We start from the raw sequence: 16,462 nt of genomic DNA, 5'->3' as shown, positions 1-16,462 counted from the left end.
ATATGCACCACCGGGTGCTCGTTAAAATCACCAGGCAATTCAGTGCCGGGGTTTGGGTTGTGCCAACATGCGCCCTGCACTGCTTTCCACCATTGATCGGGGTTGTTCAAAGGCACCGGGCCTTCGGTCATTTTAAACACATGGGAGTACCCCTTGCGCTCAGCCAAGGTGACGTACTGCGTGGCCTCTACAAACTCGGCGAACTCCGAATTACGCACTGGAAACACATCGATTGCGAATTCGGTCACCCGCTCGGTGCGCTCCGGACGCTCCTCGGGGTAGTGGCGATTCGAACCCATCCTAAACTCGCCACCCGAGAGCATTTTTCGGTGCTTAGACATTCAATCCCATTTGGCTCAAAAAGCGCAGCATTTCAACTGGATTGACTTTACTGGTGTCGACATCAATTGTCACTTTGCCCAACTTGCCCTGAAAGGGATTGGGGCCTTTGTAACGGGTTGATACCTGGTTACCCAGATCAGCACCCACAGTAAAACCATCGTAACTGGTAGAAAACAAAACTCGCTTGAAGGTGTGCTTGGCCACTTGCTGACCGTTCACAAACAATGCACCCTCGCCATCAAATGGTCGACCAGTCATGCGTTGCTGATACCTGATTTTCAACTTGCCTTCGGGCAACACCGAACTGGATTCAATTCGTTCCACATAGGGCACCAGGCTTTGTTCATAACACAACTTGCCATTCTGGATGTACAAAACCCAGCCGGCGTACTTTGCACCCTGGGCCAACAACACGCCGTCGCCCGCATTGTTGCTTCGTTCACACTCCAATTCAATGGTGTGCGACAAGCCACACACGATTGGCGCTACATCCCGCGCCAAACGCTCCACAGGCGGGTAAAAATCCCAACGCGCCCGTAGACCCTTTTCCTGTCGGTCCTGAACCAGGCGAAGCACCAAATTGCGATCATCCAGCGGCAATACATTGTATTGCTGTGCCGCCTGCAACCACTTGTTCTTCAAACGCTCAACCACTTCTGGAAACTGGCTGGCCAGGTCTGTACCTTCCGCAGGGTCTTTGCTTAAATCGTACAGTTCCCACACGTCATCTTCGAATGGTTTGCCTCGAGTGTGTCGAGCCACTGCACGCCAGTTGTTCTCCATGTAAGCACGATGACCACCCAACTCAAAATACTGTTCACTGCGGGTGGGGCTGTCGGCTTTGCTGAAGGTTGGCAACACACTTTGGCCTTCGATCGGCTTTTGGGGTCGGCCTTTGTACACGGTTGGACGTTCAACACCTGTGGCTTCCAGCAAGGTGGGAAACAAGTCCACTACATGTACGAAGTTGTCACGCAATTCGCCTTGCGCAGCAATACCTTTGGGCCAACTCACAATCAGAGGGTCGGCCACACCACCCAAGTGGGCGTATTGCTTGTACATTTTGAAGGGCGTGTTTGATGCACTGGCCCAACCCATCGGGTAGTGCGGATAGGTGCCCTCCTCGCCCAATACGTCATACAGCTGCGCAGCTTCCTCCACAGGGATCGGGCGCCCGAATGCAGGTGCAAACACATTCGGAGTGCCGGTCGGTGTTCCTTCCGGAGAGCCGCCATTGTCAGAGAAAAGGACCACGATGGTATTTTCACGAACGCCCAGTTCTTCGAGGCTGTTCATCAAACGCGCAATATTATTGTCCATATTGCTCATCAGGCCGGCATACACCTCCATGTAGCGGGCTGTAATTTTTTTGTGCGCCTCTGGCAACTTGTCCCAGCTGTCCGAACCAAACGAAAGTGGCGGCAGCTCAACCGTATCCGGCATGACACCCAAGGCCTTCTGGCGCGCGAGTCGTTCGGCGCGAATCACATCCCAGCCTTTGTCATACTGGCCTTTGTACGCATCGCGTTCACGGGCCCTCGCCTGCAAGGGCGAATGCGGCCCCGGATAGGCCAGATGCAAATAGAACGGTCGCCCCGGCTCCAGTGCCTGCTGGGTGCGAATGTAGGTAATGGCGCGGTCGGTGAGATCGTCACATACAAAATAATCGGGCGTGTCAGGTGGTTCGACCGGCGCCACACCATCGAATAACTCCGACGGCTTGAAGTAATCGGTGGAGTGCCCTTGAAACCAGTAAGCCCGATCAAAACCACGTTGGGTTGGCCAATTGTCGTACGGGCCATTCGCGCCTGTGGTGTGCGCATTGTTTAAATGCCATTTTCCACTCAGAAAGGTTGACCAACCTGCCGCTTGCAGCACTTCAGCCAATGTGGCTGCCTCATGAGTCAAGTCACCGCGATAACCCGGGTAACCTGCATCGATGTCAGCCAACCAGCCCATGCCTGCAGAATGATGATTCAAACCTGTCAGGAAGGAAGCCCGTGTGGGCGAACACATGGAGCAGGTGCGAAAGTTGGTGTACTGCAAACCGGTTTTTGCCAAGGTATCGATGGCGGGTGTTTTTATTTCACTGCCGTAACAACCCAAATCGGAGAATCCACAGTCGTCGAGCAAAATAACGACCACATTGGGCGCGCCTTCTTTTGCCTTTGCTTTGCTGGCAGTGGCGGGCCGGGAATCCTGAAAGGACAGAGCCACCTGTGCAGCCTCACCTTCAGGCAGGGCTTTGGGTGTCAACAATGCACGTGCTTTGGTGTTGGCCACATGCGCACCAGTGGCAGCCACGCCCACAGTGGCTGCGCCCACAGCGAGACCCGATAAAAATGCCCGTCGTTTTAAACGCTTGGGGGACAAATCCTCAGTGTTTTCATTGTCGTTCTGATCATCACCACGCTGCGCCATGTTTGTCCCCTATTTGAATTGAACGTGTCTATTATTTCTACACTTAACTAGTGACACTATTTGTGTCACTATATACAAAACAAATTCGAATCTCAAGGAGTCGAACACATGGCAATGCCCAAAGTTTTGAAAGTTCACGGGCTGGATCTTTCATACTTCACCGGAAAGCTGGAGGCCTACCTGCGTGGCAAACAAATTCCTTATGAATTGATTGAGATGGACACTGGCGATTTCAAACGCTGCGGGAAAGCCACGGGTGTGGCTCAAATGCCTCAGGTGGAATGGCTTGATGGTCAATGGCTAAGCGACACCACATTGATTATTGAGTTTCTGGAAACTCTGAAACCAGAAACATCGATCATGCCTGAAAATGCCACAATCCGATTCCTTGCACAGTTGCTGGAGGACTTCGGCGATGAATGGCTGTGGAGGCCGGCACTTTACTATCGCTGGGCCCACGCTCAGGACGCCCGACTGATGAGCCACCGCCTTGCAGATGGCATGATGCGTGATGTACCACTGCCCTTTTTCATGCGACGCTGGGCCATTTTAAATCGACAGCGACTGCACTTTTTATGGCTTGATGGCGTACGGAAAAGCACTGCGAAACGCGTTGAAGCACATTACCTTGAAACACTGGATGCTCTTGAGACAGTGCTTGAGAAGCAACCATTCGTTCTTGGCCAACGCCCAACATTGGCCGACTATGGGCTGTATGGCAGCATGTTCCGGCATTTTTTCTGCGACCCCACACCAGCGAGAATCATGCAGACTCGCGCCCCGGCCGTGCACGAATGGGTTGCGCGGCTGTGGAATACCAAACTGGCTGACCACAGCAACGCGCCTTTGACAACACAATGGCCAGTAGAATTGACCCCATTGCTAAACATCATTGGCACTGAATTTTTACCTTATATGCAAGCCAATGAACTGGCCATTGAACAAGGGGCGCGTCAATTCAAGTTCAGCAGTCAAGGTGTACAGTTCAAAATACCCACACAACGTTACCGTGCCTGGCGTTACCAGCGGTTGAGAAATCGATATCAGGCACTTGAGCTCTCAACCCAACAAGAAATAAACGCGTGTTTTCCCGAACTGGGCACAGCCTTGAGCAAACCTGTAACATGCCCCATTGAGGCGAGAATCAAGGGCTTGCCCATCACAACACCCACAACAATGACAAGCAGAACATGGTGAAAGTAGACGGTCGCACCACCCGCGGACAAGCCAATCGACAACAAATCGTTCAGGCACTCATTGCCTTAATCAAGGAAGGCCACTTGGCGCCGACAGCAGAAATGGTTTCCGCACGCGCCGGGGTCGGTCTGCGCACAGTGTTCAGGCATTTCAAAGACATGGAAACCCTTTACAGGGAGATGACCAATGAGGTGGATGCCATTGTTGCGCCTGTGTTGGCCACACCGGTCATGGGCAGCAATCTGCACGAAAAACTGATGCATGCGATTGAGCGACGCGCCGACATGTTTGAAAAGCTGGCTCCGCTCCAGGCTGCGAGTTTGGTGCACCTGCACGAATCCGAATACCTGCGAAACCGACAAGCGGATACGGTTGAGTTGCAACGTTATTTGCTGAAAGCTTTTCTACCGAGCGAGATTGTCAAAGACAAAGCCTTGTTTGAAGCATTTGATTTGGTATTGAGCATTGAAACCTGGTTAAGACTCAGACGCGATCAAAAGCTCAGTGTGAAAGCCGCCAAGCAAGTGCTTCAGCGCAGCGTTGAACAATTGCTAAAGTGAGCGGCTAAATAAGACGATCCAGCAAGGCATCAAACTGGGAAATACCTTGCTCGCGGCTGAGAACGCCATCACGAATCAATTGGCGAATGCCCCAAAACGAGAGAATGACCATCCACCCCAAGCCAGTGGCCGCTGCTTGATCCAGGCCTTTGGCTTTTCGAATTGCTGGCACCCAAAGCTTGAGGATCACACCGCGAATTCCGAGACGAATCGTTTCAAGCTCGGGAGAATTCAAACCCGAACCGGCGATCAATTGCCACAGCGCGTCGCCTTTGCCCACTGGCATATCCAAAGAAACGAACACCGCTGAACGTATCGCCTGTTTGATGTCATCGGGATTGCTGGTGATGGCCAGCGCGGTACCTTGCATCGTGTCTGTGAAAATAGCCCACGCGGTCGCACCCAGCAAACTTTCCAGATTCGGAAAGTGTTGATACACCAACTGCCGGCTTACGCCAGCCCGCTCAGCCAGTGCACTCATGTTCAACACACCCCACCCCGCCTCTTCCACCAGCTCTGCAGCAGCATTCAGCAGCGACTTTCTGCGATCGTCTTTGCCAAGGTAAGGCCTCTTTTCCTGGGTTACGCGTGTGTTCATTCCAATGTGCAGCAAGGTCTCAATGCCTGACAGTGTGCCACACATTCAAAGAAATTGACACAGTGTAAATATTAATGTTCTAATTAATTATTCGAAACCCGCAAACAAGGGTCACATGAGACAAACCTACACTTTGTATGGCTGGCATTTGTCCTATTTCACGGGCAAGGCGCTATGCTATTTGCGCTACAAACAAGTTGATCATGTGCTCAATGCGGTCAACCTGTTCACGCTGACCCGAACCATCAAGAAAAAGACCGGTGCTGTGGTCATGCCCGTTCTAAAAACACCATCCGGTGAGTGGATACAAGACACGAGCGAGATCATTGGCTACATTGAGTCGCTGCACCACAACAACCCGGTGACACCCAATACCCCGGTGCAAGAATTTGCCTCCATGTTGCTGGAGGCTTGGGGCGATGAATGGTGGGTGCCAATCGCGATGCACACGCGCTGGAATTACCCGGAGAATTTCGCCTTGTTTGAACATGATGCGGGGAAAGCCTTGTTGCCATGGGCTCCTCGTTTTTTACAAAACAAAGCGGCGCAACGTCCGGCAAAAATGCTGCGTGGCATGTTGCCATTCGTTGGGATAGTGCCCGAGCAATACGACACCATGAATGAATGGACTGTGCACATGCTCGACGCATTGAACCGGCATTTCGAGCAGTTTCCATTTTTATTGGGCGAGCGCCCAAGCTTGGGCGACTTCGGTTTGGTGGGCACCATGTACGGTCACCTTGGCCGTGACCCCTGGCCCAAACGCGAATTGATTGAACCCAGAATGCATTTGAATGCCTGGCTGGAACGCATGAAAAACCCAGCGGTGCATGCCGACAAACCCCTGTTGGGCAACGATGAAGTTCCAGTCACGTTGAACCCGATTTTCAAATCGATCTTTGATGAATTCATACCCATGGTGGCACAGATTGGCGAAATGGCCACCCAGTACGCCCGGCAAAACGGCTTGAATCAACGCCTGCCACGGCGCATCGGCGAAGTGACGACCACCATGGGTGGCAAACCCTTCAAGCGCGGTGCACTTCCCTACATGATCTGGATGATGCAACGTGCGCTGGATTGCTACACCCACATGGCCGACAGCGACAAACACGATGTTCGCACCTGGCTTAAGCAACACAACGCCGAACACATCCTGAACCTTAACCTTCCCCGCGTGGAACGCCGGGCATTGACCGTGGCGGTGACTGCATTGCCACCTCAAACCATGGAGAAAGCAGCTTGAATAAAACGGTCGTTATTACAGGTGCCTCATCGGGTATTGGAAAAGCCCTGGCAATCGAGTTTGCGCAGCGTGGTTATCACCTTGGCCTGGCCGCACGTCGGCTGGACAAGCTTGAAGCGCTGCGTGCCGAGATCGCTTTGATGCCCGGCTGCCAGAATTTACAGGTCGAAATCATTGAACTTGACGTCAACAACACCAGCGCTGTTGGACCCGCTCTTCACACGGTATTCAGTCACTTGAACCAAGTGGACATCGTCGTTGTTAATGCGGGTGTGAACAAGTTGACTGGCGTGGGCAAGAACCAGTTAAGTGATGAATTGGGATTAATGCAAACCAATTTGCTGGGTGCGATTGCCACTGTGAATGCTGCAGTAGAGTGGTTTAAAAAAGCTGGAGGCGGTCATGTGGTGGGTATTTCTTCGCTGGCCTCACTGACACCCATTCCAAAGCAAGCGGCCTATTGTGCAACCAAAGCCGGGTTCTCGATGTACCTGGATGCCGCAGCGATTGAACTGAAAAAATACAAAATCGATTTCACCAAAATTCTTCCTGGCTTTGTAAAGACTGAAATTGTCGATGACATGGACAAGTTTCCATTTTTGGTGTCAGCTGAACAGGCAGCCCGGGAAATGGCCAATCACATTGAGAAACGCCGCAGCGTGGGCGTGGTGCCAGGCTATCCCTGGAAACTTTTGAAACCCCTCCTGGCCAATATGCCCACGGGTGTATGGCGTTATATGAAATAAACAAACAATGAAACCCTCCTATTCCGTCCTGGGATTCATCGCAGTGGCCATTCTGATCGGCGTTTTGGAATGGCGCAGCGATGAACAGGCAGCCAGCAATGAACTGGTGGTGACCGAGGCACAGCGTGCTTTCGTACGCGAGCAGGTCCTGCAAAGCGGCGCTCAGGCCATGGGTACTGCAAGCTACGAACAAGCCATGGCCACCTACATTGATGAAGAAATTCTGTATCGGGAAGGTGTGAAGCTGGGCCTGGAAAAAGACGACTTGATTGTGAAGCGACGCGTGGTGCAGAAAATGCGCTTCCTGCTGGAGGACATGACTCCGATTGCGCCGCCCACGCAGGCGCAGCTTCAAACCTGGCTGGATCAAAACGCACAACGCTATCAAACTGAACAAACCATCCTGCTTGATCACCATTTTTTTAGCCGCGGCAAGCGAGGTGACGAAGCGATCTATCAGGCTGGCCTTGCTCGGAACGAGTTGCTTGCGGGCCAGCAAATCGTCTCTGACCCCTTTCCCCTGCTAACAGGTTCCGGGTTACTGAGCCGGGAACGGATCACCAAAGAATTTGGATTGGCGACCAGCAACGCCATTTTCGACTTACCCCTTGGCGAGTGGTCACAACCTGTGCAATCGCCACTTGGGGTCCACCTTTTCAAGGTGAATGAAAAAAAAGCGGGACGTACCATGACGCTTGAAGAAGCAGGTACTCAGCTTCGGTCTGACCTGATCGCAGCGCAACGGGAGGCTGTGAATGAAGCCGGTTTGGCGGCACTGCGGGCCACCTACACCATCAAGGAAGCTCCATGAACAGGCTTCTTTTTGCATGGTCGCTCTGCATCGGTTTACTGGGTTCAGGGGAAAATGGCCACGCACATGAGATGGGTACTTCTGCATTGATTGTGCATGAAGGCACCCCAAGTACAGGTCAATTTGTTTTCAAACGCACAGTGGGATCGGACGACAAGATCCCGCCGATTGATTTCAAGTTTGAACCGGCCTGTGAATTGCGTGACGTCAGTACAGAGTGGGAAGGCAATACCGAACTGATCCAGCGAGGCAATTTTTTCTGCAGCAAATCACTCGCCGAGCATGAAATTCTGGCAAATGGATTTACCCGACTCGCACCCGACCTGATTGTACTTGCCACCCCTCACCAAGGCGACAGAATCCATGCGGTGCTCACGCCAAAAAAGGCCAGTGTCGCATTGGGCAACAATACTCATAAAACTCCGCCGCTGGAGTACTTGAGTGTCGGGATTGAACACATTGTGTTTGGGCTGGACCACGTCCTTTTTGTGACCGGGCTTTACCTGTTGTGGAAAAAACGAAAGCAGAGCGTGAGGCAATTGATAGGGCAATTCACGCTGTTTACTGTAGGACACAGCCTGACCCTGGCGATGCTGGTGTTGGGATGGATTGCAGTACCCACCCGCGCGATTGAGGCCTGGATTGCATTGAGCGTGTTGTGGCTTGCCTGGGAACTGGTGCGTTCCGAGCCAGCACGATCATCGAATTGGTCTCACCTGCTGTTGATTGCGGCTTTTGGTTTGTTGCACGGCTCGGGTTTCGCCCTGTCCATGGAAGAACGCGGGTTTCCACAAGATGCACTGCTGAGCACCTTGCTGCTTTTCAACTTGGGCATTGAAATTGGTCAGTTGTGGATTGTCACGGTGCTTGCGACCGCTTTCACATTGCTTGAGAAAACTCATCTACCCAATTACACGCGCTTGGCCCAATACTCCCTGACCCTGTGCATCGGCGGCGCAGCCCTGTACTGGACGATTGAAAGGATTCACAGCTATGTATGAATATTGCACAGTTGTGCGCAAATTATTGCCAGCGCACTTGTTGATGCCCGCCCTTCTCGCACTCAGCTTGTCAGGCTGTCTGAATTCAAATGACAACACAGTGGCACAAACCACTGCCCCCACTACAGCAGCCCCGGCAGAACGTCCGGACGATGTGGAATGCCTTGGCAGCAGTGTGCGTAAGCAGGCCTTCTTCGGTGATTTACACATTCACACCAAACTGTCGTTTGACGCTTATTTTTTCAATTCAATCAATGGTCCACGAGAGGCATACCAATTCGCCAAAAGTGAAAACGCCTTTCTGCCGTCCGGGGAGGATCCGGATACACCCATGCGACAAATCAACATTGGTCGGCCACTTGATTTCGCTGCGGTAACCGAACATGCCGAACAACTGGGTACCTTTTCCAATATCTGCGAACTGCAGGGGAACGTTCCGGCAGGTACCAACCCCGCCTGCAGCGTGCTGGGCCAGGTGATTCGTGACAACGTCTCTGTCTTCATCACCGGAAATGTGCCTTTGTACCTGCAACTGGTAACCAGTGCAGGTAGCCGGGTGCCCAGCACCCGAACCTGGGAAGAAATACAGGCTGTGGCCAACGCGGAAAACCAACCTTGCAAATTCACGACCTTCAACGGCTATGAGTTCTCCTCCAACAAGGGCGGTCAGGTGTTGCATCGAAACGTAATTTTCGAGGGCACCACGGTGCCCAGCGATGTAATCAGCTCCATCCCGCCCATTCCCACCACCGACAACACCAACGACGAGTGGAATCTGTTCGATCGACTGAAAACGGAGTGCCTGGATGTGGAAGGCTGCGATGTGGTCACGATTCCTCACAGCACCAACCAAAGCGACGGTCGATTTGCACGTCCGCGTCAGGCAGACACAGGCCTGCCCTTGGCGCGCAACAACATGACCTTGACCGCGGCGGATGCGACCCTGCGAAACACCCTCGACCGTTTGTTCGAAATTGTTCAGCACAAGGGTGCCAGCGAATGCATCACCGGGTTTAACCAGGGACTGACTGGAGGCGAAGAATCGGGTTGCGGATTTGAAGAGTGGAAAACCCTGTGCAAAGGCAATGCAGACGACCCTGCAGAATGCGCCACAGTGTGCAAAGGCAGCCCCAATGACCCGCTGTTTTGCCAGGTAAACCGCCTGCAAGGCACAGGAAAGAGCATTCACGCAGCGAGCCAATGCACAGGCAGCGACATCGGTGGATCAACGCCCGCCGATTGTACAGCCCCACTGGATTACGCCCGTAACGTGTTGCCGGAAGGCAGTGCGATTGCACGCAAGCTGGGGGTGAACCCTTATCAATATGGTTTTATTGGCTCAAGCGATACGCACAACGGCATCGCAGGCAACACCGACAAAACCAAATTCTCGAAAAACTCGGGCCATGGCGGTGTGCTGGACGATGAACCCCATGAAGCCTTGGGCAACTGGGAGTGCAAACAACGGCCCCTTCCTACCGACTCCATCACCGGGTTCAAACTGCCATTCAGCACCGAATCGGCCGCAGACCCGAACAACTGTGAAGAGCGCGTATTCAACCCTGTGGCTTCGAACTTCACCCCTGGCGGGCTGGCAGGTGTTTGGGCGCGAGAAAACACACGCAAGGAAATTTTTGCAGCGCTCAAACGCAGAGAAACATTCGCCACCTCGGGCTCGCGTATGCGAATACGCACACTGGCTTCGAGCAAGCCTTTCCCCGGCAATATCTGCGAACAATTGGCAGCTGGTGTCAGTCCAATCGAGGAAGGTTTGGTACAAGGCGTACCCATGGGCGGCACGCTGGAAGTCAAAAACGGCGGCCCTTACATTGTGGCCTACGCCATTCAAGACCCAGGCGGTGAGGAAGCCGGTGTACCTCTGCAGCGGCTCGAACTGATCAAGACTTGGGCTGATTCAAGCGGTGATTTGAAGCAACGGGTATTAACACTCGCTGAGAATACCAAAGCGCCACAGCCCAACTCAGATTGCAGCATTCAGCAACAGGGCCCCGAACAAATGTGTGCGGTGTTCCATGACACCCAGTACAACGCAAGCACAGGCGCCAGCTACTACGCTCGGGCACTTGAAAACAACTCATGCCGCTGGACCACCAAAATGTGCACAGCCAAAGGTGTGCAATGCGAGGCGCTGCAATCCGGCAACGGTTTGTTTTCGGCACAAAGTGGTTTTGCCGGGTATGAAGGTTGTTGCCGCATTGAAGGTGAGCCAGGCAATTTCCGCGGAGACTTCCGGTTCATCACCCAACAGGAACGTGCCTGGAGCTCTCCGATTTGGGTTGAGAGTCGCAAGCCATAACAAGGAAAAACCATGCGCAAAAAACTCTTGATTGCTGCTGTCGCTTTGATCCTCGCTGGTGGCACAGTGGCTTACATTCAGCGTCATGAAATTACCCTGGCCATGGTCGAAAAAGTGGCCAGCGAACGAATGCAAAACCCAATGAACGGGCTCGATGACGGCTTGCATGTTGGCTTGTGCGGCACGGGCTCACCCTTCCCCGACCCGGATCGTGCTGCCCCCTGCACCTTGGTGATTGCAGGCAAGGACATGTTCTTATTCGATGCCGGCAGTGCAGCCGCCAAACAAATTGCGACGATGGGTTTCTCCACAGGTCAACTCAAGGGCGTGTTTATTACGCATTTTCATTCGGATCACATCGATGGTCTGGGGGAAGTACTGATGACGCGCTGGGCACAACACACCCAGGGGCAAAAACTGACAGTGCATGGCCCCAGCGGAATTGCAGAAGTCATGAATGGGTTTGAGACTGCATACCGGCAAGACACGGGTTACCGAACAGAACACCACGGCGTTGCGACCATGCCGCCAGAGCTGGCAGGTGCGGATGTGAACCAGTTTGCTGTGCAAAAAGGTAGTTACACCACCGTGGTACAACAGCCTGATTTGCTGATCGAAGCATTTGCCGTGAATCATCAGCCCATCAACCCGGCAGTGGGTTATCGAATAAATTACAAAGGCCGAACCGTCGTTCTGAGCGGCGACACCACCAGTGACGTGCAGGTGAAAGACGCAGCCCGCAATGCCGATCTGCTGCTGCATGAAGCCCTGAGTCCGGAATTGGTGGCTCGCCTCCAGGAAACCGCGATCAACAACAACCGGAGCAAACTGGCCAAAATCTTCTCGGATATTCCCAACTACCACGCCACCCCACTGGATGTGGCTGTATTGGCTCAAGAAGCCGAGGTGGGCCATGTGGTGCTGAGCCACATTGTGCCCCCATTGCCCCTGGCTCCATTGCGCGAGATATTTCTGGGCAAGGCACCCGATGTGTTCAAGGGGCCCTTTCGTATTGGCGAAGACGGCGATTTCATCAGCTTGCCAGCGGGCAGCAAAGAAGTGATTTACAGCCAGCGCTAAAAGTTTTTTCCAATTCGACAAGATTTCTTGTTACATTTGAAAAAAATGAGAATTGGAGACAAACATGACAGCCTCGACATTCGACGTAGTCATCACAGGTGGACGCTATTTCGATGGCACCGGGGGCCCATCGGCCCTTCGCCACATTGGAATCAAGGACGGACGCATTGCCGCAGTCAGTGAAACGCCTTTGCAATATCAAGGCACGCCGAGAGTGATTGACGCCTATGGCCACTGGATAACCCCTGGCTTTCTGGATACCCACACCCACTACGACGCCGAAATGATCGTCGCACCAAGCCTGTCCGAATCGGTTCGACATGGGGTCACCACCGTGCTGGTGGGTAGCTGTTCGCTCAGCATGATATGCAGCGAAGCCGAGGATGCATCCGACATTTTCACACGTGTGGAAACCGTGCCGCGTGAAAAGGTCTTGCCCATTCTTCAAGAAAAAAAGACATGGAGCACCCCACGTCAATGGGTTGAGTTTGTGCAAAAGCAGCCCCTTGGCCCTAACCTGATCTCATTTTTGGGCCACAGCGATTTGCGTGTGGGCACCATGGGTTTGTTGGATTCGACTGACCGCAAAATCAAACCCACTGAAGCACAAATGCAGCAAATGGAAGCCACGCTGACTGAGGCCATGGAAGCCGGGTTTTTGGGTCTTTCAACCATGTGCCTGAAGTGGGACAAAATTGACGGTGATCGCGCCTGGTCGAAGAGCCTGCCCAGCACCTATGCCCGCTGGAGCGAGCTTCGCCGTCTGAATAAAATTTTGCGCAAATACCGCCGCGTGCATCAAGGTGCGCCCAATGCAGCCAACCCGCTGCAAATTTTTGAATACTTGATTGAAACCCTGGGCTGGATACGCAAACCCCTGAAAACCACACTGATTGCGCTCATCGATTTAAAAGGCAACAAAACCGTTCGACCCATGGCACAAATTTCAAGTCGCGTGGTGAACTGGCTTGGCGGGGCTTTCCGTTGGCAACTATTGCCCACCCCTTTCACTGTGTACGCCGATGGCATTGATGTGGTGTTTTTTGAAGAATTTGGTGCCGGGGAAATGGCACTTGACCTGCGCACCCAGGTAGAGCGCAACAGTTTGCTGCAAAACGAGGATTACCGCCGCCAGTTCCGCAAGTTTTACGGACAAAAGTTAAGTCCGCGTGTGTGGCAGCGTGATTTCGGGGATGCCATTATTCTTGAATGCCCAGACGCGAATTTGGTGGGCAAAAACTTTGATGAGGTGGCCCGCGCCCGCAAAGTGCATGTGGTCGATTTGTTCCTCGACTTGGTGGTTCAGTTTGGTCGCCAGTTGCGCTGGTACACCACAGTGGGCAACCACAAGCGTGAAGTGATCCGCGAACTGGTGCAAGACAAACACACCTTGATCACATTCAGTGACGCCGGCGCCCACATTCGCAACATGGCCTTTTACAACCTGCCCCTGCGTTTCCTCAAACTGGTGAAAGAAACCGTTGAGGAAGGCAAACCCATCATGAGCATGGAACATGCAGTGTGGCGTTTGACCGGTGAGCAAGCTGATTGGCTGGGAATTGAGGCTGGAAAAATTCGGGTGGGTGACCGAGCCGATTTGGTGGTTTTGAATCCTGAGGCCTTGAACCAGAACCTTGAACAGGTGACCTGGGGCGACATGGAAAATTTCGGCCTGCAACGTTTGGTGAACCGAAACCCGGGTGTCGTAAAACACGTCCTGATTAATGGCAAGATAGCAGTCGAGAACGAGGCCGTTGCGCCCGAGCTCGGAAAAGAAATGGGCTTCGGGCAATTTTTGCCTGCCAGAACCTGAACCTGAAAATCCACGGAGAAGTACGATGATCGGATACATTACCTTGGGCACCAACGACCTGCCCAAAAGCGGAGAATATTTTGACAAGCTGTTTGCACCCCTGGGGGCCAAACGCATTCTGGAGTTGCCGCATGGCATTTTTTGGGGCACCAGCATGGCAAGTCCATTTATTGGATTGCTAAAGCCTGCCAACGGCCAGGCGGCCACCGTCGGCAATGGCACCATGGTGGCACTGACAGCCAAGGACCGTGCCCAGGTTGACGCATTTTATGAACATGCAAAAACACTGGGCTGTACCTGCGAAGGTGCACCCGGCGAACGCATGCCCGGCTTTTATGCCGCTTACTTCCGCACACCTGACGGGCACAAGATGAATATTTTCAAGATGGGCTGAAAATTGACTTCAATTGACTCAACCATTGACGAGTTTGCAGGCGTTGAGGAAGTGCCTGCACCCTGGACACTCACCGGAAAAGGCCTGATTGTGGTGATGCGCAGCAAAGCTGAAAAGCTGATGGCTGACACCCGCATTCCACTGGACATTCGCGACACCTTAAAAAGCCCAGTCAGCGTGCTGATGTATGTAGACTACACGCACTCCAATGCAGGCCCTTACAAGGAGCTGCTTTACATTCCGGGCACTGCGCAATTTAGCCAAAAACTCGGCAGTAAACGCCTGCTGACCATCAGCAACATTGTGGTGAGCAGTGCAAGCAGCGTGAAAAATGGTCGAATCAATTGGGGAATCCCAAAAAACCTGTGTAACTTCGATGTTGCACAGGGACCGGAGAACCTGCAGGAAATCAGCCTGCATCAAGATGGCGTGCCTCAATTTGACCTGGCGTATCGGGGCAAAGGCTTTTCCTTTCCAATCAACACAGGTTTGGTGCCCGGTTTCATGAAAACCCTGGGTCAACGATGGCAAGGCCAGGAATTTTTATACAGCCCAAGTGCGAAGGGCAAAGCCCGGTTTGCAAACGTGCATGTGTTGCAAAACCTGGGCAATGCCTTTCCTGATATGGACATTGGCGATGTGGTCACCGCACTGGAAATCACCCAGTTTCAGATGACATTTCCAGTGGCTCACATCGCCTGAACGGATTGGTACAACTTATCGGTCAAACAAGGGCTGCAAGTCAGCCTTTTTGTTGATCCCCGACTGCATGGCCAGCATCAGCAAAATTCGGGCTTTCTGGGGTGATAGGTCGTCCGCCATCACAGCGCCGGCATCAAACGTGGTTTTACCACCGCCCACAAAACCGTAGTTCGCCATCACGCGCCCTTGATGAACTCGGGTAGAGATCACCACGGGTACATTCTTCGACAAGGCATATTGAACGGCTTCAAACATGGGTACGTTCATGTTGCCCATGCCCAGCGCCTGAACCACAATGCCCTTTACACCACGGTCTACCGCATTGCGCAAAGCAGCGCCTGTGGCACCACCATACATGGCGACAATTTCCACTTCAGGCATGGGACCATCCACCAGCTGGAAGGTTTGGCGACGCAAGGGTGTGGTTGCGTACATGACGCGGTCTGGATAGACCTCACCAATCAAACCAAATGCACCACTTTGGAAAGTCTCGACGTTCTGCGTGTGGGTTTTGGTCACGTAACGCGCAGCATTGATCTGGTTGTTCATGGCCAGCATTACACCCTTGTTTTTGGACTGTGCATCCACGGCGATGCGCACTGCATTCAGCAAATTGCGAGGACCGTCAAAATCAGAAGACGACGCATTTCGCTGTGCGCCGATCAACACCACTGGCTTTTCCGAACGAACGGTGAGGTCCAGCCAAAACGCGGTTTCTTCCAGTGTGTCGGTGCCATGAGAAACAATGACACCGGCCACCTCAGGGCGGGCCAACGCCGCATTTACCTCTTTGGTCAATTGCACCCAACGTGGAGGATCCATGTAATCGGACGGCACGTTCGACAAACTCTTGACCTGAATGTTGGCGTACTTGCCCACATCCGGCACGGTGGCCAACAAGTCTTCGCCTGAAATGGCTGGCACGGGCGCGTTTTTCACTGGATCAATTTTCATGGCAATGGTGCCTCCCGTAGCAATGAACTGCACCACGGGTTTGTCTTGAGCGTGTACGGCAAATGTAGTGGTCAGCAGAGCTGACGCAAGCAAGGCTTTTAATTTCATCCCATTCTCCTGTTTTTATGAAACTCGCCTCAACACTTGGTTTGTCGAGGCTGGTTAACTCTAACAGGGTAAGTAAATTACCCATGGGTCACTTACACAGAGTAGACACAGGACATGCCACAGTTGTTAACAATCGCAGAATTTGCTAAGCGTCGCGATGTAACCTTTCGGT

The 16,462-nt window shown here is 53.0% G+C and carries 15 protein-coding genes; 11 read left to right on the top strand and 4 right to left on the bottom strand.

Features of this window, described 5'->3' with window-relative positions; translation table 11 throughout:
* A partial coding sequence (locus tag A0129_RS14100; protein WP_291715982.1) for an SUMF1/EgtB/PvdO family nonheme iron enzyme occupies positions 1–299 on the bottom strand: 299 nt, incomplete at its 3' end.
* Between the two features lie 34 nt (positions 300–333).
* A complete protein-coding gene (locus A0129_RS14095) occupies positions 334–2,763 on the bottom strand; it encodes an arylsulfatase (RefSeq protein ID WP_291715980.1) in 2,430 nt (809 codons plus the stop codon).
* A 108-nt stretch (positions 2,764–2,871) separates the two neighbouring features.
* Between A0129_RS14095 and A0129_RS14090 the strand changes: the two genes are divergently transcribed.
* Both A0129_RS14090 and A0129_RS14085 read left to right on the top strand, forming a co-directional pair.
* A complete protein-coding gene (locus tag A0129_RS14090) occupies positions 2,872–3,960 on the top strand; it encodes a glutathione S-transferase family protein (protein WP_291715978.1) in 1,089 nt (362 codons plus the stop codon).
* Positions 3,954–4,520, top strand: a complete 567-nt coding sequence (locus A0129_RS14085; RefSeq protein ID WP_291715976.1) for a TetR/AcrR family transcriptional regulator — start codon at positions 3,954–3,956, stop codon at positions 4,518–4,520. Before A0129_RS14090 ends, A0129_RS14085 begins: the two co-directional genes overlap by 7 nt.
* Positions 4,521–4,524: 4 nt before the next feature.
* Here A0129_RS14085 and A0129_RS14080 read toward each other — a convergent pair whose 3' ends face one another.
* On the bottom strand, positions 4,525–5,118 hold the full coding sequence (locus A0129_RS14080; RefSeq protein ID WP_291715975.1) for a TetR/AcrR family transcriptional regulator: 594 nt from the start codon (positions 5,116–5,118) through the stop codon (positions 4,525–4,527).
* 115 nt (positions 5,119–5,233) lie between these two features.
* Between A0129_RS14080 and A0129_RS14075 the strand changes: the two genes are divergently transcribed.
* The 9 genes from A0129_RS14075 to A0129_RS14035 all read left to right on the top strand — a co-directional run bounded on the left by A0129_RS14075 (position 5,234) and on the right by A0129_RS14035 (position 15,228).
* Positions 5,234–6,364 (top strand): glutathione S-transferase family protein, encoded by a 1,131-nt coding sequence (locus A0129_RS14075; RefSeq protein WP_291715973.1) that lies wholly within the window; start codon positions 5,234–5,236, stop codon positions 6,362–6,364.
* Positions 6,361–7,110: an SDR family oxidoreductase gene (locus A0129_RS14070; RefSeq protein WP_291715971.1), complete on the top strand. Its 750-nt coding sequence runs from the start codon at positions 6,361–6,363 to the stop codon at positions 7,108–7,110. The genes A0129_RS14075 and A0129_RS14070 overlap by 4 nt, the downstream gene beginning before the upstream one ends.
* A gap of 7 nt (positions 7,111–7,117) precedes the next feature.
* Positions 7,118–7,921, top strand: coding sequence for a peptidylprolyl isomerase (locus A0129_RS14065; protein ID WP_291715969.1), 804 nt, complete (start codon positions 7,118–7,120; stop codon positions 7,919–7,921).
* The gene (locus tag A0129_RS14060) at positions 7,918–8,922 is read left to right on the top strand and encodes a HupE/UreJ family protein (RefSeq protein ID WP_291715967.1); all 1,005 of its coding nucleotides are present in this window, start codon (positions 7,918–7,920) and stop codon (positions 8,920–8,922) included. Before A0129_RS14065 ends, A0129_RS14060 begins: the two co-directional genes overlap by 4 nt.
* Before the next feature lie 43 nt (positions 8,923–8,965).
* Entirely contained in the window at positions 8,966–11,239 is a 2,274-nt protein-coding gene (locus tag A0129_RS14055) for a DUF3604 domain-containing protein (RefSeq protein ID WP_291715965.1), read from the top strand.
* Positions 11,240–11,251: 12 nt separating this feature from the next.
* The gene (locus A0129_RS14050; protein ID WP_291715963.1) at positions 11,252–12,319 is read left to right on the top strand and encodes an MBL fold metallo-hydrolase; all 1,068 of its coding nucleotides are present in this window, start codon (positions 11,252–11,254) and stop codon (positions 12,317–12,319) included.
* Between the two features lie 64 nt (positions 12,320–12,383).
* Entirely contained in the window at positions 12,384–14,132 is a 1,749-nt protein-coding gene (locus tag A0129_RS14045) for an amidohydrolase family protein (protein ID WP_291715960.1), read from the top strand.
* A 25-nt stretch (positions 14,133–14,157) separates the two neighbouring features.
* On the top strand, positions 14,158–14,526 hold the full coding sequence (locus A0129_RS14040; RefSeq protein WP_291715959.1) for a VOC family protein: 369 nt from the start codon (positions 14,158–14,160) through the stop codon (positions 14,524–14,526).
* 3 nt (positions 14,527–14,529) lie between these two features.
* Positions 14,530–15,228 carry a hypothetical protein gene (locus tag A0129_RS14035; RefSeq protein WP_291715957.1) on the top strand — a complete coding sequence of 233 codons (699 nt, stop codon included), beginning with the start codon at positions 14,530–14,532 and terminating at the stop codon, positions 15,226–15,228.
* Positions 15,229–15,243: 15 nt separating this feature from the next.
* Here A0129_RS14035 and A0129_RS14030 read toward each other — a convergent pair whose 3' ends face one another.
* Positions 15,244–16,290: an asparaginase gene (locus tag A0129_RS14030; RefSeq protein ID WP_291715955.1), complete on the bottom strand. Its 1,047-nt coding sequence runs from the start codon at positions 16,288–16,290 to the stop codon at positions 15,244–15,246.
* Positions 16,291–16,462 lie beyond the last annotated feature (172 nt).

This window comes from Limnobacter sp. CACIAM 66H1 (assembly GCF_001601825.1).
Classification (GTDB): Bacteria; Pseudomonadota; Gammaproteobacteria; order Burkholderiales; family Burkholderiaceae_B; genus Limnobacter.
Note: the sequence above shows the minus strand (reverse complement) of the source record. Positions and strands in the feature narration are given on the sequence as shown.